Origin of the sequence: Scytonema hankhaensis NUACC26, assembly GCF_045865695.1 — a bacterium.
GTDB lineage: Bacteria > Cyanobacteriota > Cyanobacteriia > Cyanobacteriales > Nostocaceae > Scytonema.
Genome location: NZ_BAACAP010000223.1, coordinates 41,596 through 64,063 on the forward strand (window position 1 = coordinate 41,596; position 22,468 = coordinate 64,063).

At 41.6% G+C, this 22,468-nt stretch carries 15 protein-coding genes, 2 pseudogenes and 2 CRISPR repeat arrays; of the genes and pseudogenes, 4 read left to right on the plus strand and 13 right to left on the minus strand.

Annotated elements, in window-relative coordinates:
- Nucleotides 1-49: 49 nt before the first annotated feature.
- From ACKTT2_RS31670 to ACKTT2_RS31680, 3 genes and pseudogenes are all read left to right on the plus strand, one after another.
- On the plus strand, nt 50-661 hold the full coding sequence (locus ACKTT2_RS31670; RefSeq protein ID WP_407894223.1) for a cupin domain-containing protein: 612 nt from the start codon (nt 50-52) through the stop codon (nt 659-661).
- A gap of 54 nt (nt 662-715) precedes the next feature.
- A complete protein-coding gene (locus ACKTT2_RS31675; RefSeq protein ID WP_407894225.1) occupies nt 716-1,333 on the plus strand; it encodes a flavodoxin domain-containing protein in 618 nt (205 codons plus the stop codon).
- Nucleotides 1,334-1,523: 190 nt separating this feature from the next.
- A pseudogene (locus ACKTT2_RS31680) lies at nt 1,524-1,694 on the plus strand (IS66 family transposase); the annotation flags it as partial.
- Between the two features lie 169 nt (nt 1,695-1,863).
- Here the strand turns inward: ACKTT2_RS31680 and ACKTT2_RS31685 are convergent.
- The 9 genes from ACKTT2_RS31685 to cas3 all read right to left on the minus strand — a co-directional run bounded on the left by ACKTT2_RS31685 (nt 1,864) and on the right by cas3 (nt 14,200).
- A complete protein-coding gene (locus ACKTT2_RS31685) occupies nt 1,864-2,739 on the minus strand; it encodes an Rpn family recombination-promoting nuclease/putative transposase (protein ID WP_407894227.1) in 876 nt (291 codons plus the stop codon).
- 114 nt (nt 2,740-2,853) lie between these two features.
- Nucleotides 2,854-4,074: a CRISPR direct-repeat array (repeat unit 37 nt; unit sequence GTTTCAATCCCGCAAGCGGGTTTCATTTAATAGAAAG).
- A gap of 214 nt (nt 4,075-4,288) precedes the next feature.
- On the minus strand, nt 4,289-4,582 hold the full coding sequence (gene cas2 / locus ACKTT2_RS31690; RefSeq protein WP_407894229.1) for a CRISPR-associated endonuclease Cas2: 294 nt from the start codon (nt 4,580-4,582) through the stop codon (nt 4,289-4,291).
- Nucleotides 4,579-5,556, minus strand: coding sequence for a type I-D CRISPR-associated endonuclease Cas1d (cas1d, locus tag ACKTT2_RS31695; protein ID WP_407894231.1), 978 nt, complete (start codon nt 5,554-5,556; stop codon nt 4,579-4,581). The genes cas2 and cas1d overlap by 4 nt, the downstream gene beginning before the upstream one ends.
- 3 nt (nt 5,557-5,559) lie before the next feature.
- Nucleotides 5,560-6,144 (minus strand): CRISPR-associated protein Cas4, encoded by a 585-nt coding sequence (gene cas4 / locus ACKTT2_RS31700; RefSeq protein WP_407894233.1) that lies wholly within the window; start codon nt 6,142-6,144, stop codon nt 5,560-5,562.
- Nucleotides 6,141-7,016, minus strand: coding sequence for a CRISPR system precrRNA processing endoribonuclease RAMP protein Cas6 (gene cas6, locus ACKTT2_RS31705; protein ID WP_407894235.1), 876 nt, complete (start codon nt 7,014-7,016; stop codon nt 6,141-6,143). Before cas6 ends, cas4 begins: the two co-directional genes overlap by 4 nt.
- Nucleotides 6,985-7,794: a type I-D CRISPR-associated protein Cas5/Csc1 gene (cas5d, locus tag ACKTT2_RS31710; RefSeq protein WP_407894237.1), complete on the minus strand. Its 810-nt coding sequence runs from the start codon at nt 7,792-7,794 to the stop codon at nt 6,985-6,987. Before cas5d ends, cas6 begins: the two co-directional genes overlap by 32 nt.
- A 198-nt stretch (nt 7,795-7,992) precedes the next feature.
- The gene (cas7d, locus tag ACKTT2_RS31715; RefSeq protein WP_407894239.1) at nt 7,993-8,988 is read right to left on the minus strand and encodes a type I-D CRISPR-associated protein Cas7/Csc2; all 996 of its coding nucleotides are present in this window, start codon (nt 8,986-8,988) and stop codon (nt 7,993-7,995) included.
- An 88-nt stretch (nt 8,989-9,076) separates the two neighbouring features.
- Entirely contained in the window at nt 9,077-11,998 is a 2,922-nt protein-coding gene (cas10d, locus tag ACKTT2_RS31720) for a type I-D CRISPR-associated protein Cas10d/Csc3 (RefSeq protein ID WP_407894241.1), read from the minus strand.
- 66 nt (nt 11,999-12,064) lie between these two features.
- Entirely contained in the window at nt 12,065-14,200 is a 2,136-nt protein-coding gene (gene cas3 / locus ACKTT2_RS31725; RefSeq protein WP_407894244.1) for a type I-D CRISPR-associated helicase Cas3', read from the minus strand.
- Between the two features lie 128 nt (nt 14,201-14,328).
- On the opposite strand from cas3, the gene ACKTT2_RS31730 reads away from it, so the two are divergent.
- Complete coding sequence (locus ACKTT2_RS31730; RefSeq protein ID WP_407894246.1) at nt 14,329-15,333, plus strand: helix-turn-helix transcriptional regulator; 1,005 nt, start codon at nt 14,329-14,331, stop codon at nt 15,331-15,333.
- Here ACKTT2_RS31730 and ACKTT2_RS31735 read toward each other — a convergent pair.
- The 4 genes and pseudogenes from ACKTT2_RS31735 to ACKTT2_RS31750 all read right to left on the minus strand — a co-directional run.
- A pseudogene (locus tag ACKTT2_RS31735) lies at nt 15,317-16,084 on the minus strand (IS5 family transposase); the annotation flags it as partial. The gene ACKTT2_RS31730 and the pseudogene ACKTT2_RS31735 sit on opposite strands and share 17 nt — an antisense overlap.
- A gap of 238 nt (nt 16,085-16,322) precedes the next feature.
- Nucleotides 16,323-19,806: direct repeats of the CRISPR family, unit length 37 nt; unit sequence GTTTCAATCCCGCAAGCGGGTTTCATTCAATAGAAAG.
- Nucleotides 19,807-20,131: 325 nt separating this feature from the next.
- The gene (locus tag ACKTT2_RS31740; protein ID WP_407894248.1) at nt 20,132-21,031 is read right to left on the minus strand and encodes an Rpn family recombination-promoting nuclease/putative transposase; all 900 of its coding nucleotides are present in this window, start codon (nt 21,029-21,031) and stop codon (nt 20,132-20,134) included.
- 361 nt (nt 21,032-21,392) lie between these two features.
- A complete protein-coding gene (locus ACKTT2_RS31745; protein WP_407894250.1) occupies nt 21,393-21,674 on the minus strand; it encodes a hypothetical protein in 282 nt (93 codons plus the stop codon).
- A 269-nt stretch (nt 21,675-21,943) separates the two neighbouring features.
- The gene (locus tag ACKTT2_RS31750; RefSeq protein WP_407894252.1) at nt 21,944-22,438 is read right to left on the minus strand and encodes an AAA family ATPase; all 495 of its coding nucleotides are present in this window, start codon (nt 22,436-22,438) and stop codon (nt 21,944-21,946) included.
- Between the last annotated feature and the right edge of the window lie 30 nt (nt 22,439-22,468).

The window sequence follows — 22,468 nt, forward strand, 5'->3', positions numbered from 1 at the left end:
TTACATCCACTCTCTCTTCCTCAAGCTTCAATGAATCAGGTAAAGACAGATGAAAAAAAGTATCATTGCTCTGCTCTTTGCAATCATTGCACTTGTCACAGGATTCAATCCGACAACTGCTATAGCAACACCCCTTAAAGTAGATCGAAGCTTTGTCGTTTTCCATGCAGATCGAGAGAAAACATTTGCCGTGAATGAAGATTTATTCACGTTCAAAAACTTCAAAAATATCGTGAATAGAGGTAGTTTTGAAGATTTTTCTGTTGTTGAAATTACTAATGCACCTCGATCTAGCCCTGGCGGCTTTCTCCTGAAAAAACATGTCATCAATGTTCCAGAAAATTTCTATGCTTTGGCAGGGGAGTTCGAGTTTTTTGGCTTTGATCCCAACAAAACAACGAAGGTTAATGCTGGAGATATTGTCTATATCCCTGCTGGCGTGCCTTATGGTTACAAAAATGTGGGTTCTGAACCGGGCAAAATCTTATTAATGACGCCTTCTAAAGGATTTGAAAATTTCATTGAGGAAATCGGAACGAAAGTTCCAAAAAATTTCTCACCCGACTCTGAATCTGTACGAGCAAACGTGAATCAGATTGAGCCAAGCATGAATAAGATTGCCTCCATTGCTTCCAAATATGGCATTGAATTCTTGAATTAAGCAGTGACAGCAACATGAAATCACGACAAAATCTCTGAAAAAGAGGAAATTTACATGGCTGAAGTTCTAATTGTGTATATTAGCATGTTCGGTAACACTCAAAAACTCGCCCAAAGTATTGCTGAAGGTGCTGCATCGGTAGCAGGTACAACGGTTACGCTCCGCACCGCAGAGTCGGCGACAATCGATGAAGTTCGTCAATGCGATGCCCTCATTTTGGGTTCTCCCGTACACATGGGAATGCTGGACTGGAGAATCAAAAAGTTCATCGATAGCAGTGTGTACCAACTTTGGTTAGTCGATGAACTTGTTGGTAAAGTAGCAGGAGTCTTTGCAACAGGTGGCGGATATGGGAATGCAGGTTCTGGAGTGGAACTCACCCAGATTGCTATGCTTGGCTCGTTAGCAGAGTGCGGAATGATTCTTGTACCCTTCCCAAAATCGGCACCAGGTAGCGAAGTCACAGGTTCTCGCTGGGGTCCCTATGCCCGCTCAGGCGGTCTTCGTATGGAGCCAGATGGCATCACGGACGCAATGTTAGAAGGGGGACATCAATATGGTGCCTCAGTTGCTCGTGTCGCTGCCGCTTTAACAGGTAAAGAGTTACTGCCCCGTGGAAACCATGTGCCAGAGGGCGAAATTCTCAAAGCATTTCAATCCGTAAATGGTTAAGCTGACACTATTGGCGAATTTGTAAAAAATTTATGCGAGGTTAGGGGGTAGGGTCGAGGTGAGAATTACTGCTTACCTCGACCCTACCCCGTAACGAAAAGTAAAATTTTTGGATTTGGCTTTTGTTTACTAGCCTAAGCGTGGTAAAGGTAGCCATGAGCGTTGGCGACATCCAATGCTGAGAAAAACTTACTGCGTCTATAATGGCTATGATGTCAAAGCTAAACAGAAATGTGAGCGCACATTTACGTCGCCATAATTAAGTGCGCTAATTAAACTTCCAGGCTTAAACAACCTTGAAATTGGGAACAAATTCGTCAATCTGATTGATGAAGCATTTCAGAATTACTCTTGGTTACAGCACTCATCAAAACATTTTAGAGTTCTTGAATTGGAAGTCTGAGTTTAAAACAAAAGGGAGCATCCCGTTATTTAATACCTGGCATCGACCATACCCCGTTCGAGTACCCAATCGTCAAACAGCCGTGCGATGAAGCAGTTATTCAATCCTTGGAGATTAAATATTCCGCTTAATCCACAATTTTTGGTTCAAGATGTTCTGCTAAAAAGTGTTCCAAATCCGCTAGAGTGGTGAAATCTAGCAGGGCTTCGCTGAGGTCTTCGAGTACCGAAAGCGGGAGTGTTGAGAGAAGCGATCGCATCTCATCAGAAAGTTCAAGTCCCAATCGGCGCGTTAACAGTCGAGTAATCAGCGCGAGTGCTTCTACTTCTCGTCCTTCAACTCGTCCTTCTTCCTTTGCTTCTCGAATTGCCCTTGGCTCTTGAGTCAAATCCAATCCTAGCATTGCCCTAATCTCCCCTTGACTTAAATTGGCAAACTTATAGACCATTATAGAGGTGATAATATCGATGATGTTCCCTCGTTCTCTGGCTGTAAACTCCTCTTGCTCGGTTCGCGAGAGCAATTCCCGTGCCAATTCTGGGGCTTGTGCTTCCGGTGCGATTGTCAATACCGTTGCTGCTACCGTTACGGGCAGTGAGCGCACATCTGTTAACTCATCGAGGTAAATTCGATGCACTTGTTCGCCATTGAGCAGCGAACGATGGGGATAGACTTTACTCTGTTCGATACTGCGTGATGGGTAAATGACCACCGCTTGCCAATCGTCAAACTGATTGCAATTGCGGTAAAAATATAACAACGATTCACCAAACAACCGTTCGTAGAGTTCCTCATCCTTTTGAAACTGAACTTCACAGAAATAAACCGTTCCCGGTTGCGAATCTGGTGGCAGAAACACCCCATCAATCTCAAACTTCGGTTCCTTAACGGCGACACAATCAAACCGATACTCTTCGGCGTTGTCTGGTTGAGCGCCAATTAAATCAAAGAGCAATTGAGGGAATCTCTGAAACATCTGATAAAAAATGGGGTCACGCCGCATACTGTTTATACTCAATCAACTTGAGTCAGTTTACTATTAAATGTCTTTCAGTGTACGCTCGTTGAAGGAAATAAAAAAAGAAACCGCGAGCGCATCTGAAAGAGAGAGTGAATTGTTGCCATCCCGCAAGCGGGTTTCATTTAATAGAAAGTTGGACTTAAATAATCAGTTGTTAGTTAGTCGATTGGGTTTCAATCCCGCAAGCGGGTTTCATTTAATAGAAAGTTCTACTGGTAAACTGCTCCTTCTAGAATATAAGTTTCAATCCCGCAAGCGGGTTTCATTTAATAGAAAGCGACTTGCTAATAGATATTGAGCAGCAGTCGCTGGAGATATGTTTCAATCCCGCAAGCGGGTTTCATTTAATAGAAAGTTTGAGTGTTGGGGCATCACAAATTCTAAATATTAGGTTTCAATCCCGCAAGCGGGTTTCATTTAATAGAAAGTTGTGGTCATTGTGGATGACGATTGCAGAGCGTTCAGTCGGTTTCAATCCCGCAAGCGGGTTTCATTTAATAGAAAGAGTTGTCCAACATAATGGCGTTGCCGTCGCTATCTTGTTTCAATCCCGCAAGCGGGTTTCATTTAATAGAAAGTAATCCTTCAATCTTTGCCCAATCAGAGTTTGAGATAGTTTCAATCCCGCAAGCGGGTTTCATTTAATAGAAAGGGCTAATTGTTCTGCTTTAGTTCTGTTAATAGTTTGTTTCAATCCCGCAAGCGGGTTTCATTTAATAGAAAGATAAAGATTATTTTATCAATGTATATTATCGATTAGTTTCAATCCCGCAAGCGGGTTTCATTTAATAGAAAGGCGGATGACGAGCTAGACGAGCAAGCTAAAGAAGAATGTTTCAATCCCGCAAGCGGGTTTCATTTAATAGAAAGTAATCAAGTAAAGTTTAACTAGTTTTAACATGAAAAGTTTCAATCCCGCAAGCGGGTTTCATTTAATAGAAAGGAACAGACTATTCAAAATTCTAGATTTTTAAGAGACTGGTTTCAATCCCGCAAGCGGGTTTCATTTAATAGAAAGCATGGCTGTTTTTTTCTATTTCCTATACAGTCTGAAGAGTTTCAATCCCGCAAGCGGGTTTCATTTAATAGAAAGATGAATGTTATATTTATCTTCAGATTTTTATTTATTTGTTTCAATCCCGCAAGCGGGTTTCATTTAATAGAAAGTTTCAAGCCTACTAATATTGTCTGCTAAATTAAAGTCGGTTTCAATCCCGCAAGCGGGTTTCATTTAATAGAAAGTGATATTGCTCCCCATCGGGGAGCGTTAATTGTGCGAAGTTTCAATCCCGCAAGCGGGTTTCATTTAATAGAAAGGGCAACCTACCAAAGTCAACAATAGAGCGGTTTCCACAACCATTTTTGGCGGGACTGTTTCAAAAGTCCATTCTAGCTTTCGCAAACAGACTCTGTGCTCATACTTCAATCGCTGAGAGTATTGCTTTGTCTAGGTTCTGACGTTTTGGCGGGAGGTGGGGGGTTTTTGCCCGTGCTTTGCCCTGCCAAAAAAATCTGTAAGACTACCCTAATATCATAATATTATTGTGTCTTGCTGTCGAGGTTGCTCGGAACCGTAGGTGATGGTCTTGCGTACCGACCCGGCGTCTAAAACATAGATCCGCACTGAATCTTCGGCTGGTTTCATCAAGTTCTCAACTTGCACTGTTAGTTTAGCAAACTGTACGGCGGTTAAAAAACATTCAAACACGCTGTATTGTGTCCATGTTCCATATCCAGAAAGTAGTTTATGGAGTTTTGTTCGCCGCTTATTTGCTGCTTTATTGTCTGGTACGTCGTAAATGACGAGGTAAAACAAAGTACTCATCTCAGTGTCAGCGCTTTATAAGGAACTCCTTCTTGTAGATGCCTACTGAACAATCGTGCTTGCAATTCGATCGCACGCCGGTAGCTGCAATGATAACCAAAGGTGGGATGCTTAAACTCATCGTTCATTTTTCGTTCCCAGGCTTGCAAAAACTGTTTGCGTCCGCTATCGGAAAGTCGATACGCACCAAGATTATCGGTAAAATCATCGGGTTTAATTTCTTTGTGGCTGATGACTGAAAGAATCAAATTATCAGCAATCAACGGGCGAAATTCTTCCATCAAATCCAGAACCATTGCGGGTTGTCCTCTTGTCGCCTCGTGTAAATAACCAACATAAGGGTCTAAACCAGCCATATGAACTGCAGCTGTTACCTGTACTTGCAAAAGCCCGTAAGCAAAACCCAATAATGCATTTACCGCATCGGTAGGGGGGCGGCGATTTCTCCCATTAAATGACCATTCTTCCTCTAGCATCTTAGACCAAGCGGCAAAATATTCTCGCGCTGCCAATCCTTCAACACCTCGCAACTCGTTAAGAGTTGTTTGTTCTTTAACAAGCTGTTTGCGAGATTTCAGGGGATTGTCTTTTTGGTCGTGACGGTATAAAACAGCGTGTTGATTGTGGATTTTGCCAGTCACAATTGTTTTAACAATCTCCAAACGATGGTCTGCATTATAGTAAGCAGCATACTGTGCCAACCGCAACTGACCGTTACGAGAATATGCAGGAAGCGCGGAACCCAAGTACTTACCAAAACCAGACAGGTAATGTACTGGCATTCCTAGTTCTAAAGCATAGACTAGAGCATCGCCTGTCATTTGGGGATTTCCCATTAAAACCACTTGTTCGACAGTTTGAGCGGGAACGGATTTTTTCTCCCAATTGCCATCTTCTTGTTTGAGAGCAACTTTAAAAGCTTCTGCTGCTTTGCTGAGAACTGCATCAGGTTGAGTGACGTAGAGAATAGACATAATTTATACCTCAAGGCGTAGTTTTTTGATTTCTTTGGGCAAACAAATTTTCTGCAAGCTGCAATCCTGACACTTTTTCGCATTGTCAATCGGTGGTGGCATTGCACCTCCAATGGCTGACCTCGCTGCTTGAATTGCTTGTTCTGTTGCTAACCGCAATTCGGGTGTAAAATGGATACGCTCGCGACGACGGTTGGCATAGTAAAAAATTTCTCCGTAAGGAATGGTACTTCCTGTACGTTCTTCCAAACACATAGCCGCACCACACAGTTGAAAATGGTCGTTCAAGTGGTTTGCCATGCGTCCTTTTTTAAATTCCAACGGCACTAACTGGTTGTCTTTTTCCTCTACTGCATCGATAATGCCATTGATGAGGGTGCGATCGCTCCACACCCATTGATGTCGATAAACCACTTTGTCACCTTCCACAGATTTCCCCTCATCATCAACATTGCGGTGTAAGTGACGACCAATGATAATATGCTCGTTGTCAGCATTTTCTCCTAGTTCGTATTCCAGAAAAAAGCGACGCGGACAATATTCCCAAGCATTTAGATAAGCGAGGGGAAGATAAAATTGTTCGTTCATTTCGCGTTAGCCTTTCTACGAGGTTTTTTATAACTTTGAGTTCTTGGATTGTGAATTTTGAATTGTGAATTGCCTAACTGTGTCTGTCCCATTCCCATAGCAGTTTTACGTCCTACACCTGCAAAGAAGGCAAAATTTGCCAAAATTGTTGCAATTCGAGCCGTTTCAGCACAATTAAATCGATAGCGTATCCAGCCTTGCGCCCCAACTTCCGCACCTCCTTCCATCTTGAGTGCGTAGGTTTTCAGTTCGTAACCTGTGACTACAGCATTCCATTCACAAGCCGGAAGTTGGTATTGTTCTAGTGCAAAAACATTCCACCGCCTATGCAGTGAGTTAAACACCAATTCAGGTAAGGGAAAAGTCTGCACGCTTTGATTTTGCTTAAAGCTAGTGGGAGACAGAAAATGCATCTCGATATCCGTTAAAACTGGGGCTGGGTGTGACAGCAGCGCGTAATCAGCCGCACCAGCTAGGTGATGCGTTCCTGGTAAAGCGTACATATTCCGCAGTACAAACGGGAAATCTCCCAACACCAAAGATTGATTCTCTGACAGTTCAAATCCCCGCATCAATGGTTCAACCAAACCACCATCCAATAAACTAATCCGAAAATAAAAGTAATCTCCTACACGCACCCCACCCTGACGGCGATTTCCCAACAAACCTGAAATCGTCAATGGCGAACTTTGACTTGCATGAACGGCTTCCGCTACAGATGGATTTGCTGCTGCTAACCACTTAACTACTAGCGCATGCAATGCACGAGATAAAGTCGGGGGGATTTCTCCTACATCTGCTGCTGCAAGTTCGACAACAATAGAATGTAATGTAGTAAACTTATGCTGTTGCAACGACATTTCTTGCTCCATAAAAAGTGACCTTTGGTAAATAAATTTCTTCAGGTAATTGCTGATATTGTTCTGCTGTTAATGTTGCTTTAAAAGCATCCCAATCCTTCTTTTTCACTTCATCATTCTTCTTGGCAAATACATACTCACCCCGTAATTGTGCTTGACTTACCAAACTCACGGGAGGCATAACAATCCGGTTGTAAAGTAACAGTCGAGTCTCATTTGATAAATCTAAGGGATTTAAAGGATGCAAACAGGTGTAATCTCCAGATTGCGATCGCATGATTTGTTCGGGAAGTTTAATGACTTCAACTCTAATTTTGGCTGCCCATTTTCCCAACCGTATCCACCGAGGAATTTTGATAGTTTCTGGAGCAACAATATAAGTGCGATATTGACTGCCTACAGCCAATTCTTTAGCCCTTCCGTAATTAATTGGGTAATTTTTCTCAGCACCTTTATCGCCAAACTGTTTTGACTTACCATAATAGCCAACTTGAGCAGCTTTAAAGGTATTAATTTGATAAGACCAATTGATAGGTTGAGCGGGGAATACATAAATTCCGGCTTGATTGAGATGTAGAAGATTTTGTTCGGCACTTGCATCTAAATATGTAGGTTTTTGTGCTAGTTCTCCTTGTAAACGATAGGGTTGGGGAATGTAATTAATAGAAAACAGTGCAAAACTTAGCCCCCAATTGTGTAAATATTTCTCAGTTTCATAGAGAATTCCCATTTCCCTAGTGGCGAAGAAAACATTATCGTGTAGCGTCAAAGTGCAGTGGTATAAAGCCATAATAATATCATTGTGGATTTTTGCATGGGTTTTACCCCACCCTAACCCTCCCCTTTCTAAGGGGAGGGAATTAGATTTTCTATTTCCCCCCTTTACAAGCTAACCAAATTAAGCACGTAGGTAACTTGTGAGGAGGGAATTAGATTTTCCATTTCCCCCCTTTACAAGGGGGGATTAAGGGGGGTAATCCAAATTGGGTTACTTACCTTTCTTTTTCAAAGCTCCAAAAGACTCTGCATAAGCTTTAGTTTGCCCATATAATGCAGTCATAGTTTCCACCAAGCGAGCCTCATCTTGGTATAGAGCATTAACTTCACCGACTAAATCATCTAATTGCGAACCAAAAATTAACTTGGTTTTCCGTACAGGCTCATCATTCAATAAATTATTCGCCACTGTCTCTACTTGCTGTAAAACATCACTAATAGGAGTATCGATATCTCCTTTTAAAGCATCGTAAAGCGCTTGAGTAAAATGTAAATTACTAAAAATTTCACCATCACCAAAAACAATTCCACCAATGTAATTTCGCATTGTTCCCGTGCGCGATTCTTGAGCACCGTATCTTTTAGTACGAAGTAAGTTACCCAAAACATAGATAAAGCCTTCATAAGTAGAGTCACGAAGCGTTTCCACTGTGGGGAATGTCGCCTCTGGAATCACGTGATCCAACTCGTTGATACTGCTTCGCATTTCCCCAGCTTCACTCATCGTTCCACCTTCAAAGGGTGCATTGAATGTAAAACTACGATGGGACTCTTCGTAAGCACTCAAAGAAAAAGCCGAATCAGAGTAAACTTTAGAACGTTCGGAACCACTGTCACCGATCGCAAATCCATAGATAATACAATCCGGGCATTTTTTACAGGATTTCTCACCATTATATTCACAGTGCTTATCCTTATTTGCTTCATCCGCGCTAGTCAAACTCAAACCACGGAGTAATTCCCGTCCAGCAAGTCTTTCAGGAGTCGTTTGTTTGCGCTTAAACATCACCAAACGACTAATTTGTTTTTTGCTTTCATCTGTATTACCCAAACCCGCTTGCGTGCGTGCAGTGTTAAGGATTCCATCTGTTTGAAATATAGGGAACGATTGACTGTGACGTAACAAGATAAAATGGATATACTTTCCAGATGCTAAACGGGGAAATGCAGATTGAAATTCAGACTTCAAAGTTGTAAAAACGCTCACGATCCTGCTCCTTATATATTAAGACAAAACTCAAAAACTCATCCGCGTGCATCTGCGTTCATCTGCGGTTAATTATTAATTAAAAAACCTAAGACACCTTAGTAGATTTTTCTTGCAAAGCCAACCACCGATAAGCAAATTCTGCTCCAGATTTAATCCGATTGCGATTTTCTTGTAACAAAGCGCGATCGCCTTTATAAATCCCAAGAAAAAGTTCGCGAACACAAGTAGTCATAAAAGCATGAATTGCCATTAATTCTTGCTCCTCTCTTTTAGTTTTTTCCACCGATCTATTCATCATTAAAGGACGTTTATAAACCTCCTGACGCCCTAAAGCATCTTGAATTTGTCCGGAAGCTTGCAAAATTAAATCATCGACATCAACCTGCTGAGGAACTGATAAAATCATTTCCAAAGCTTTTGATAAGGGAAGTAATATTGTATGACTAGATTCACCTAAATTTGCTTGATAAAACACGCGATATTGCTGCACTAGCTTTTCAATTAACTTCATGAGAAAAACACATCCATTTTGTTTGAAATCATCTTGTTTTACCCAGATTTGAGCATATTGCCAATAGCGCTTAACTTCTTCTTGACTGGGTATATCTCGTTTATCTCGTCGTAAACCCTCTGCTGCTAGACAAAAAATATTGAGTACATTCGTTGTCACCTCCCGAACTGTTTTAATCAAATCTCTCCATTTAGCATCTGGTGGAGAACTACGAGTGTCTAAATGTAGGCTGTATGCAATCAACAGTCGCTGCATTGCATTTTGAAAATCTTGAATTCGCAAAGAATTAGATAATCCAAGTAAATTCCAAAATGACGCTGGTGCATCGAGAACTATTGATTCTTTAAAATCACAATCGCTGTCATAAAGTGGAACGGAACTACTGGTTGCTATAACCTTGACTCCTAATAATATGGAAAGCGATAAAGCAAGAAAAGCAGGTTGTACCCATGCATCAGTGAGTGTTTTTCCTCGTGTTGTCGTGTAGTTCATTGCCATAAAAGGCAAATCTTCTCTAGCATATTTATCTTTGTCAAAACGTCCTAAATTGGCTTCATCACTTAACCATGTGACGGATTGCAAAGCATGGATGCTCATCTTATTCTCTAGCCACTGCTTGCGGACATCCCAGAGATTAATAAACTTCATGTTGTTGACTAATAACTTAATAGCAGCAGCTGTTTGAGGAGAATAGACATAAGCAGGAAAGATATATAAAAAGACGGGTTGTTGTTCCTCTAACTTTCCTGCTGGTACTGACCAAAAAGCTTGTCTAAGTAACATTTCCAAAGCCCAGATTTTAGAAATACCTCGTTTGATTTGTCTCCCTCCAAGAGGGTTTTTATTGCTATATTGTTGTGGCTTAAATAAAACCACAGAATCCATTTGGTCTTCAGAGGTGAATTCACCAGAACTTAACGAACAAATAGGTTGTTTTGCTACCTTTGTTTTCGCATTGGCATAGGCTGTAAATTCAGTGTCAAATGAAGTGCGATCGCTATCCCATCCTTTGACTTCTAGATACTGGTTTAAGTAATCATAGAAAATCTTGCGGATAGGACTTGAATGTGAAGAGAGTAAGTTATTTTCAATTGCCCAATTTGCTAAATCTTCTGCCCATCTTTCAATAGAGTCCGATATATCTTCTGGTTTTAAAGTGGTATGATTCGCAATATAATAAGCAGCCGCATGATACCATCCATAATTTACACCTCCTGCTTGAACTTGTGTTTGTTCTGGTGATATTTTGTTACTAATTCCTAAAGTATTGAGCATCCAGTTTATATATTCTGGAGACTCACCAAAAAACTCTTTTTGGGTTAGAAAAATAAATTCAGCAATGCGATCGGCTCGAATATCTGCACCTTTGCTGAGAAATTCTCGTTCGGTATCAGTTAAAGATAACTTCTCCAAACGTTTGGGTGTTGCGGGGTCTTTACTATTTGCGACTTTAACCTCAATGACTCGCGGTAGTTTGGGAATAAGTTCTGCTGGAGAGAATAATTCCAATGTTTGCGGTGCAACTTTTAAACCTTTTCCATCTCGCTTAAACCCAATATCTCCTCCCATCATTTTATGAGCTAAGACTCCACTGACTTGAGTCCAAATAAATTCTTGAAGTTCGGGAATCTCTGGAGTTTCATTATCTGGTGGTGCTAGATAAATAACCCCTTGAGCAAAGAACAGAATTGGTTCCCAATTGAGTTCTTTAGCAAACTGAATTGTGGAGTTGTGAATACCATTACTGAGGATACCTACAGTATCTCGTAAGCGATGATAAACCAAATTTTTGTTAATATTTAAAAATCGCAATTGTTCGCGCAGTCTTTGTCCTCCTGTTTGTGTGTCTATGTCTGCTGGATCGCTGAAATGCACTGCAATATCGCCAAAAGCAAGCAGACGACGCAAGGGAATTTCTAAACGTCGGCGGTCTTTAATTTTAGGAACAGGCCAGTTAGCAGGGTAAATATTTGTGCTAGCTTTATTTTGGGTATTTTGTGCCAAGTAAGCAATTTCTGGTAGATAGTCTTGCCATTTAGACCAAAATGATTGAAATTCAAGTTTTTCTCCTAAATCGCGGCATAAATCAATAATTTCTTCGACTTGCCACTGTTTTGGTGTTTCTTCTCCTTGTCCGTTACAATACTTGTTATAGTCATGCAGAGTTAATCCCAAACAAAGTAAATATTTTTCAACATTTGATAGGGGTTGAGATAAATATTTACTGATGTTCCAAGCAGTGAGTAAGCCATTCAGAACGTGAACCAATAAATTTTGGTCTGCACGACTCGACCAACTTTGAGCTTTTTCTCGAGCATAGGAGTCGCCAAGCTGAGATAATAGTTGGTAATGTGCTTCGTAAGAACCGCCTAAAGCTGAAATGAAACGAAATTCACGTTCTAGTGGTGGTAGTAGCTTCTCGATATACAAACGCAAAATTGGGTCTGTATCTTCTGGTAAAGTTTCGATGAGCAGTGTTTGAAGAAGGGTAGACATGAAAGGGTTGTTAGTAGATAGTAGGGGCGCAATGCCTTGCGCTCGTACAGTTGTTAGTGATAAAAATCAAAAGATGGAAGATTCAAATCGAGTGCTGGTAAATTTTTTTAATTGCCACTTTAAAGCTTCTAAAAGTAAAGCATCTTGATGAAATGCACAAGCATAAGCTTGTTCGCTAGCATCAACCAAACGATATAAACCAAATAATGGGCTGAGGTTAAGAGTGCGGCTTACTTCCCAATGACTGCTAAGTTTATTTTTGTTGACTGGAACTAGAAAAGTGAGTAATTTTTTGTGGTGCAAACACTTCACAACATCAGCTTGCAAATCTCCAACTAAACTTAACTTATCTATTAAATAGAGTTCGCTAACTGGTAACTCGCTGCTGTTCCGGTTGCAGTGCAAGCTAATATTATCCACTCGCTTATCCAACCATTCTTGAATGCGAAGGTAAACATTGATAAATTCATCGGGAAATTCTTCTTCACCTCTTCCTGTCTGAAGAACTGCATTTAAAAAGGTTTCCCGATTAATGATTTCAACTCGTGCATAAGGTAAAAGTCGCAATAGGTCATAAGTATAGAAATTATTGCCATCCCAAACGGCGGCTTGTAGCGTTGAACCTCCTCGGAAGCGTAAAAGTTCTTTTTGGGTTGCTTTACCAACCGGATTGTTTTGCATTGCAAACCATTGTTTGTAGGCTGAGGCAAAATCTTGCGAGTAAATACGCTGCAAGTCTTCTGTCATGCGACTACGAACTTGTTCGCTGACTTTCTTATTCTCTTGCATCATCCGGGACAACATTCCCTGGGCTTGCAATGTACCCCAACGCTGACGGTATTTTTGAAATTCCTTGGGTGGGTCAAATGCATAAGCGATCGCATCTGCTAAAGTATCCCGTGTTACTGTTTCATTGGGATTCAGTTTTTCTTGCAGTCGTGCCACAATCCAAGGAGTATGACCGGGAATCAAAAGAAAAGCCCTATACGTATTAAAACCGGGATGTCTCCCCAAACGTCCCAAACGCTGCATCACTGTTGCAGAGTCGCTACTTTCAAAAATCAACAAGTGAATTTTAAAATCAACTCCAACATCAACTGCAGAAGTACCGACCACCAGAACTGGTTGGCTGGAATCTTTCAAGTCGTTTTGCACCTGCAATCTTTGCTGTCGGTCAACCCGTCCGCTAATTTCTCGAACAATCACCCCTGGTAACAAAGCTTGTAGTAAACGAGTGACCTGACCGGCTTTCGCCACCGAATTCACAATAATCAAGCCTCTCGCTTTTGACTCCGCATTCAGAATTTGCTGAAGAGTCGGAATCATCTCCTCTAACCATGTCTGGGTGTCTTTATCCTTTGGTAATTCCACAAACTCCAACTCCACAGGTTGCAGAATTTGTCGAAATCCAGGTGTTTCCTCACTTGCATAAACCCCCTCAACCGAAGCCACCTTGAAGTTAGCTTTGCGGAGTTGTTCGATAAAATCGGGTTTTGGTGTTGCTGAAGTGAACAAAAACCGTCTGGGACGAGGTAGGTTTTCTTGGCTGCGACGAATGAAAGCCAAACTATTTAAAGCAGCGGTTTCTTGATGACTGCCAAAAATAGGAAATTCGTCAAACACCCATAAATCAGGCCATTCAGCCAACGTCAATGGTAATTGAGCGCTACCATAAGCCGGGTTACGGTATTGAAAGTGAGTCATGTAATGAAAAATATCAGGGTTGGTCAGCAAAACAGGCTTTTGATAAATCGCCAATAACAATTCTTGAAACTTGTCACTCTTATCTGCTTGCTTAACCCGTCTATTTAATTCCGCACCAAACAGACGGTCAACCCGTTGAGAAGCATCTAAATTGAATAGGCTGTTGTAGTGCTTTTGCTGTTCGGCTTGGTCTTCCACAAGTTCGATAGTGGGATACAAAGCCATGATGCGGAAATCAGGGTTGATGAGTCCCGGTAAATTTGCAGCCAAGGACTTACCATCACCAGTTGCCGATTTATTGCAAATAATATCTGCATCTCCGTGTATAATTTCCTTATAAGTTTTTGCTTGATGCGATGACAAGGGACAAACACATCCCGGTGGTGGTTGCAGATTGGGAGCCTGTTGAGTGACAATGCATTCAGAAGTACACCCAACCGGACAATTCTCAACTCCTGGGTTAAGCTGAGAGTAGAGGGGTTGTAAAAAAAGCTTCATTTGCTTCCCTGTATTTCCTTTGAACCAAGTTTAATACCAGTTTTGGAAATGTTGTTATCATTTTTTGACTACAATCGAAAAATTCTGGGAACACTAGTAGAGTCAAATACGTAAAACGCTTTCAAACAATGCCGCCCAAAGTGGATGCAAGTAACAACCAGCTTGCCTTTGCTCTAGAAATCCTCAGACTTCTAGCCGAAAAACCACGACGACGCGACGAACTTACAGATTTACTATCAATCTTTCTCGAACAACAGGGTCAATCTATAGATAATGCCGATGTTAAGCAAAAACTCACCCGCGCAATTCGCAAGCTGAGGGATTGCGGTATCGAAATTAGAAGCGGAACTCACAGCCCTTACGAACTCGTCGAATCCAAATTTCCCTTACTATTGTCTAACGAACAGCGAGAAGCCCTAGCCATAGCTGCTTATTTCCTTTCTGATATGGGCTTTTCGGCTCAAGCTAGCCAGATTCAACGCATTAGTAACCTTTCAGAATCGGACATTCCAGCGTTTGTTAAGCTAGATTTTAGTCCTCCTGTTGATTATAGCGATCGCAATTTAGATAACATTGTCCGCGAACTCCAAGAACGCTTTCAGCAACAGTGTCGCTACACAATTCGCTATCAAAGCAAACCAGGAGAAGGGAGAATCTGGGATATTGATCGTTCGGAGTTGCGATTACACGATGGTGTTCTTTACCTGTTTGCATTTAGACCTGACTGGCGTTCTAAGCGTTTTGACTATTGGCCCAACATAGACCAGAATCATATCTTTCGCCTTGATAGAATAGTCAGTGTTGGTGCTGCATCTAATGTAGCTTGGTCATCATGTAACTTTCCCACGTTGAAAGTACGTTATCGCACGAGCGGACAATTAGCCAACTACAAACCCCGACGCAAAGATGAAGTCATTGTTTGCAGCGATTTGGAAGAGAAATTTCGTGATATCGAAGCCACGATAGATTATTGGTTTTGGTTTCGTCAGCGTATTTTGAAATATGGAGAAAATGTTCAAATTCTCAGCCCGCAACAGTTGGCTGATGAGATGAAGAAAGAATATCAGAAGATATGGGAAAAATTGTCAACAGATGCAACTAGGGCGTGTTTTCAAACTATAACCAGAGAATAATGGAGGCGATCGTTATCATAGCTGTATAGTTTGCTGCAAGCTTTTCATATCGGGTAGCGATGCGGCGAAATTGTTTGAGCCTGTTGATAGTACGTTCAACAACGTTGCGTTGACGGTAGATTTCAAAGGCTTTAGGACCGCGACGGGGTTCATTTGAGAGCCGTGGAATGGTTAAACGGATACCACGGCGACGAAGGTAATTACGGATGCGACGACCTGTGTACCCTTTGTCGCCGACTAAGCGTAAAGGGCGTAAACGTGGACGACCACGCCCAGAACGCTTGACCGCACCTTGTTCCATCAATTGTTCAAGAAAAATTGACTCGTTTCTTTGTCCAGGACTGAGAATAAAAGTTATCGGTTTACCTTGTCCCTCACAGCGTATGTGTATTTTCGTACTGAAACCACCACGAGAACGCCCTAATTTTTCATCTTCTTCGCCCCCTTTTTTCCACCTGCAGCATGCTGGTGGGCGCGTATGACTGTTCCGTCCACGTAGTGAACCTCCCAATCCAATTTTCCTTCTTGGTCTGCGTTCGCGTAGCGTGCCGGAGGCAATCGCTTGTAGCCGTTCTAGAATTTGGTTCCAAATTCCCGCTTTTTGCCATCGATCAAACCTTGTTGCGACACTTTCCCACGGACCATAACGTTCTGGCAAGTCTCGCCACGGTGCTCCAGTTCTCAATATCCATAGGATGCCATTGATAACTATCCGGTGGTCTTTATTTGGCTTAAGAGTTCTGGGCTTTTGGGATGGTAGTAATAATTTTTACCTCTCCCACTGTTCGTTGCTGAAGTCCCCTCGGTTCATGATTACAACAATGCGAGCGCCTCCTATTTCAGAATACAACGAGTTTGAAAACACGCCCTAGTGCATGAAGGCAGAAGGTAGAATCTTTCCAGAGTTTGCCGATGGCGTTGTTATGCTCCGTGCTCACCACAAAGCTCGTCCGTCAGCAATTCGTAATCGGAAGAACTTCTAAATTCGCGTTTTAATCCCGCAAGCGGGTTTCATTTAATAGAAAGTTTGATATGCTGGTGCAGCCCATCCATGTATTGGTTTCAATCCCGCAAGCGGGTTTCATTCAATAGAAAGAAGTCGGTTTAAAAGACGTAACTCCTGAAAACATTAAGTTTCAATCCCGCAAGCGGGTTTCATTCAATAGAAAGTTTGAATGGCAGCTTGTATTTCAGCAGATGTCGGGTTTCAATCCCGCAAGCGGGTTTCATTCAATAGAAAGCTCAAGCCATCGTAGAAATGTTAGCTAATGAAAAGTTTCAATCCCGCAAGCGGGTTTCATTCAATAGAAAGTCGTTTCTCCCTATGATTTCTTAATTTAAATGGTACTTGTTTCAATCCCGCAAGCGGGTTTCATTCAATAGAAAGAAAAAAACAATACAACAAAGCGATCGCGCTTTGTGTGGTTTCAATCCCGCAAGCGGGTTTCATTCAATAGAAAGCAGGCCGAGTCACTTTTTCTTTATGGCTGTTCAGCCTAGTTTCAATCCCGCAAGCGGGTTTCATTCAATAGAAAGGAGCGGTGTCCGCCGTGGTTTGTGCTTTGGTTGCTGGTTTCAATCCCGCAAGCGGGTTTCATTCAATAGAAAGAACTGTGTGAGGGTCGATTTTGTAAAAAGACCCCTCCAGTTTCAATCCCGCAAGCGGGTTTCATTCAATAGAAAGCTCACAGAGATTTAATGGCGGAAGTGTAGGATTATGTTTCAATCCCGCAAGCGGGTTTCATTCAATAGAAAGTTAAAGTAGAGGCTGTAGCATATTGCTCTCGAAAGTTTCAATCCCGCAAGCGGGTTTCATTCAATAGAAAGAAAAAACCGTTCTGTGCATTGCAGAACGGTTTAATGTTTCAATCCCGCAAGCGGGTTTCATTCAATAGAAAGCGGGGGATAGGGAAAGATAAATATCTTCCGCTATTCCTGTTTCAATCCCGCAAGCGGGTTTCATTCAATAGAAAGAATTTCCAATTTCTAAAGTAGTGTATGAACATTGCATGTTTCAATCCCGCAAGCGGGTTTCATTCAATAGAAAGTCTTCTCGTTCAATTTTTTCCATTTCCCAATCTTCGTGTTTCAATCCCGCAAGCGGGTTTCATTCAATAGAAAGTTTAAATTGTTTAATCCTGAAAGGGTAATTTGTGGTTTCAATCCCGCAAGCGGGTTTCATTCAATAGAAAGCAGCAGTTCCGATATCTTGTTTAATAAGATCTAAAAGTTTCAATCCCGCAAGCGGGTTTCATTCAATAGAAAGGGTGCAGCAGCAGTTTCATTCCAGCGTGGGTGCTACGTTTCAATCCCGCAAGCGGGTTTCATTCAATAGAAAGTCAGTGCCTCATATGAAGTTGCGCGGAAAGCACTGTTTCAATCCCGCAAGCGGGTTTCATTCAATAGAAAGTATATCTAGATCCAAATTTTCCCAATCACTCACGCGTTTCAATCCCGCAAGCGGGTTTCATTCAATAGAAAGAGCCGATCTAGACGCTCCGCTCGCCAACGGGTGGTACTGTTTCAATCCCGCAAGCGGGTTTCATTCAATAGAAAGAATCGCATTTGTTGTTCTGTCCCCCAGCTTCTCAGTCTGTTTCAATCCCGCAAGCGGGTTTCATTCAATAGAAAGTGTGGAGCGGTTCAACCCCGCTCAGGGCAAATATTTGTTTCAATCCCGCAAGCGGGTTTCATTCAATAGAAAGAACTACGCCTAGTTTCCCGGCTGATACGAGCTTCTCGTTTCAATCCCGCAAGCGGGTTTCATTCAATAGAAAGCAATTTGCGAATCGCGCCTGCGTCTGACCCGCAAGTTTTGTTTCAATCCCGCAAGCGGGTTTCATTCAATAGAAAGTCACTTTAAAGTTTTTATTGACCGAGAAAGCTCTTAAGTTTCAATCCCGCAAGCGGGTTTCATTCAATAGAAAGAAATAAGCGGCGTGATGGGATTCGGTTGCCATTTCACGTTTCAATCCCGCAAGCGGGTTTCATTCAATAGAAAGTGTAGAGAAAAAAGTAGAGGAGGTGCTAGACAGAAGTTTCAATCCCGCAAGCGGGTTTCATTCAATAGAAAGTTAATGACAAAAACGTAGAATGCCTGTAATCCAACAAGTTTCAATCCCGCAAGCGGGTTTCATTCAATAGAAAGACGAGATAACGCTTTGTAACCAGGATAAAATACCTGTTTCAATCCCGCAAGCGGGTTTCATTCAATAGAAAGTAGCAAATAATAATTTGAGCGATATTCCGGATAAAGGTTTCAATCCCGCAAGCGGGTTTCATTCAATAGAAAGGCCTATCTCAAAAGGAAGCAAGTCGAACAATGTGACTTGTTTCAATCCCGCAAGCGGGTTTCATTCAATAGAAAGCAACCAGGGATAATTAGAAGCGATTGCTTCATTGACTAAGTTTCAATCCCGCAAGCGGGTTTCATTCAATAGAAAGATGACGTAGTAGGTAATTATTTGGTGAAAATTAGGAGGTTTCAATCCCGCAAGCGGGTTTCATTCAATAGAAAGGCAACGCCCAAAGGCGATCGAAGGTAATTTCAGTTGTTTCAATCCCGCAAGCGGGTTTCATTCAATAGAAAGATGCGATCGCGCTGCATACGGTCATTGATAATAATCGTTTCAATCCCGCAAGCGGGTTTCATTCAATAGAAAGCGTCACGAGGATCGACAATTTGCAGTTTGTTATCTTCTCCCGTTTCAATCCCGCAAGCGGGTTTCATTCAATAGAAAGTTCAATCTCAGCATCAGATACTGCAACAAGCACTGTGTTTCAATCCCGCAAGCGGGTTTCATTCAATAGAAAGCAAACTGACTAGCACTCTCGCTTCCAAAATTAGGAATTCGTTTCAATCCCGCAAGCGGGTTTCATTCAATAGAAAGTGCGGGGTTAGCTGACGGCTGTTGGGGTTAAATGCGGACAAGTTTCAATCCCGCAAGCGGGTTTCATTCAATAGAAAGTTTCTCATAGCTGTAATTGTGAGTTCCATATTGGTAGTTTCAATCCCGCAAGCGGGTTTCATTCAATAGAAAGTTTGACTATGATCAAGTTGCAATTCCAAGCAATCCGTTTCAATCCCGCAAGCGGGTTTCATTCAATAGAAAGGCAGGTCGGAACACAGATGATAGGACGGGTAGTTGTTTCAATCCCGCAAGCGGGTTTCATTCAATAGAAAGAACCGTCGCTGGACAGTTGAGCAATGGCGATCCATTTGTTTCAATCCCGCAAGCGGGTTTCATTCAATAGAAAGCGTGCTTGAGATAAAAATGAATATAGGAATGACGCGTTTCAATCCCGCAAGCGGGTTTCATTCAATAGAAAGCCAAGATTCATAAAAAGTGTCGTCATTTTGCGCTTGTTTCAATCCCGCAAGCGGGTTTCATTCAATAGAAAGACAAGAATCCCACCCATGTTAGCCCATTGACTAGTTTCAATCCCGCAAGCGGGTTTCATTCAATAGAAAGGGCAGCCTACGAAAGCTAACAATAGACCCGCCTCCACAACCATTTTTGGCGGGACTGTTTTAAAAGTCCATTCTAGCTTTCGCGAACCTACTCTGTGCTCATAACTCAAATGCCGAAACTATTGCTTTGTCTAGGTTCTGACGTTTTGGCAGGAGATGGGAGGTTTTTGCCGGTGCTTTGCCCTGCCAAAAAATTTGGCAGACCATTAACAATATCATAAGGTTATTATGTTTTGCTGTCGAGTTTACCAAGCATAAGATGGCTAGCATCGTCAAACAGCCGTGCGATGAAGCAGTTATTCAATCCTTGGAGATTAAATATTCCGCTTAATCCACAATTTTTGGTTCAAGATGTTCTGCTAAAAAGTGTTCCAAATCCGCTAGAGTGGTGAAATCTAGCAGGGCTTCGCTGAGGTCTTCGAGTACCGAAAGCGGGAGTGTAGAGAGCAGCGAGCGCATCTCATCAGAAAGTTCAAGTCCCAATCGGCGCGTTAACAGTCGAGTAATCAGCGCGAGTGCTTCCACAACTCGTCCTTCAACTCGTCCTTCAACTCGTCCTTCAACTCGTCCTTCTTCCTTCGCTTCCCGAATTGCCCGTGGCTCTTGAGTCAAATCCAGTCCTAGCATTGCCCTAATCTCCGCTTGACTTATATTGGCAAACTTATAGACCATTATAGAAGTAATAATATCGATGATGTTCCCTCGTTCTCTGGCTGTAAACTCCTCTTGCTCGGTTCGCGAAAGCAATTGCCGTGCCAATTCTGGGGCTTGAGCTTCTGGTGTGATTGTCAATACCGTTGCTGCTACCGTTACAGGTAGTGAGCGCACATCTGTTAACTCATCAAGGTAAATTCGATGCACTTGTTCGCCATTGAGCAGCGAACGATGGGGATAGACTTTGCTCTGTTCGATACTGCGTGATGGGTAAATGACTACTGCTTGCCAATCGTCAAACTGATTGCAATTGCGGTAAAAATATAACAATGATTCACCAAACAACCGTTCGTAGAGTTCCTCATCCTTTTGAAACTGAACCTCACAGAAATAAACGGTTCCCGGTTCCGAATCTGGTGGCAGAAATACCCCATCAATCTCGAACTTCGGTTCCTTAACCGCGACACAATCAAACCGATACTCTTGTGCGTTATTCGGTCGGTCACCAATCAAGTCAAAGAGCAATTGGGGGAATCTCTGAAACATCTGATAAAAAATGGGGTCACGCCGCATACTGCTTATACTCAATCAACTTGAGTCAGTTTACTATCAAATGACTTTCAATATGCACTTGTCGAAGGAGAGGATGTTTGAAAAAGTATAAATAGTAAAATATCACACCATTTAACCTGCCATCATCCGTATCATAGCAATGACTGAGGGTTTCAATCCCGCGAACGGGTTTCATGTAATAGAAAGATTCAAGCTGTTTTGAGAATCCTTGATAAAACTTATAGTTTCAATCCCGCGAACGGGTTTCATGTAATAGAAAGATGAAAGTGCAATTTCTTTAGCTAACGCACTTGCTAGTTTCAATCCCGCGAACGGGTTTCATGTAATAGAAAGTTTAGGATCTTCGTAATTATCTAAGTCATCAGTTGCACGTTTCAATCCCGCGAACGGGTTTCATGTAATAGAAATGGCAACAAGTAGCGAATTCAGCAATTGATGGTTTCAGGGCGTCATTAGAACTTGGATTAGCGATCGCCAATCGTCTTGCTAAGTCAGTGACTAGCATCAGTAACATCTTTTCACCATCTGAGAGTTTCTCTAACCTTAAATCCTGAGAATTTTTTGTAATAATCAATGAAGGGTAACTAGAAATTTGACTAAAATTTAAATCCCTTTCTTGACGAGGAAACTTACGACGAGGCAAGGGCGAGGGGAGTAACTAGAAATTTGACTAAAATTTAAATCCCTTTCTATTGTCGATCTAACTACTCGTAAATTAGAAAAATGACTGTTAGAAAATCTTTCTAAAAATTCAATAATAGCTCTTCTTACAATTTCTAATTTTAAGTTTCTATAATCCCGATTTTCTCTTAATCTAATTTCATTCTCATAATCCTCCTCTTCTTTAAACCAATCAAAAAAATCCTGAAAATCATTGACTCCAGTAGAGAAAGCTTTTTCATAAGCATAAAACTAATAATGTGCTTCTTTTTTAATTTTACTGTCGCTCTTGGTACTAAAGGTATAAGGATTTTTCAAAACCATTCTATGTGTTTGATAATAGACCATTACTGGTAAATTCAAGCTAGGATTGTATTGTAAATTTTCTTGTAATTGTTTTATATAGTTATTAATTTCATTATAGTTGCTTAAATTTTGTTGTTTGTGTTCAAATTCTTGAACCATTGTCCAAGATAATCTTTCTTGCTCTTCTGTAACAATAGTTATAGTATTAGCAGTAAAATCAGAATGAATATTTATATCATTTTCTGTCAGCCGCACTTCTACTTTTCTGCTCTTGCGAAGTCTAGCTACAAATTGAGCTAGCATTATCGCTATGCAATCTAGAATCGATGACTTTCCTGCACCGTTGATGCCAATTAATACAATTAAATTGGATTGAGGGAAATTTAAGATAACTTCCCTCAATCCTCTAAAATTTTGTACGTGCAGCTTTTCAATATACATGATTACTATCTGGTACTAAATTCTTAAGGT